This window comes from Mesorhizobium sp. M7A.F.Ca.CA.004.12.1.1 (assembly GCF_003997835.1).
In the GTDB taxonomy this organism is placed as follows: Bacteria; Pseudomonadota; Alphaproteobacteria; order Rhizobiales; family Rhizobiaceae; genus Mesorhizobium.
On sequence record NZ_RZRK01001435.1, the window covers coordinates 1 to 625 of the forward strand.

Below are 625 nucleotides of genomic sequence, written 5' to 3' on the forward strand. Positions count from 1 at the left end.
CTTTTTGGATAACATCCCGCTCAAATAAGGCATTCGGTCTGGACACGCATTTGTTTTACGCAATTCCGAACGGAAAACCGCAAGGCACTTTTCCTGGAATTGCTTTTAAGGAGATCATGACATGGCACGCGTAAAAAGAGGCGTCACCTCGCACGCCAAGCACAAGAAGGTCCTGAAAGCCGCGAAAGGCTTCTACGGCCGCCGCAAGAACACCATCCGCATCGCCAAGCAGGCGGTGGAAAAGTCGCTGCAGTACGCTTACCGCGACCGCAAGAACCGCAAGCGCTCGTTCCGCGCGCTGTGGATCCAGCGCATCAACGCCGCGACGCACGAGCATGGCCTGACCTATGGCCGTTTCATCGACGGCCTCAACAAGTCGGGCATCGAGATCGATCGCAAGATCCTGTCGGACATGGCCATCCATGAGCCGCAGGCTTTCGCAGCCCTGGTCGCCAAGGCCAAGGTGGCGCTCGAATATCTGAAGAACACCACGCCGAACGCTTTTGAAAGCGCTGTCGCCTAAGACCAGCGCTTCCCAAGCATTCGCAATTCTGATTTGGGGAACCCGCGCTGGCACGGCTGGCGCGGGTTTTTCTTTTGCCTGAACTTCAACTTAAAAGTGACT

1 protein-coding gene is annotated in these 625 nt (G+C 56.0%); it reads left to right on the forward strand.

Features of this window, described 5'->3' with window-relative positions; translation table 11 throughout:
* The first annotated feature begins 121 nt into the window (after positions 1–121).
* The gene (rplT, locus tag EN984_RS36890) at positions 122–523 is read left to right on the forward strand and encodes a 50S ribosomal protein L20 (protein WP_013528310.1); all 402 of its coding nucleotides are present in this window, start codon (positions 122–124) and stop codon (positions 521–523) included.
* Positions 524–625 lie beyond the last annotated feature (102 nt).

Bases quoted from the DNA above. Each gene is read 5' to 3' on its own strand.
- rplT (WP_013528310.1), top strand. From the start codon at position 122: ATGGCACGCGTAAAAAGAGGCGTCACCTCGCACGCCAAGCACAAGAAG.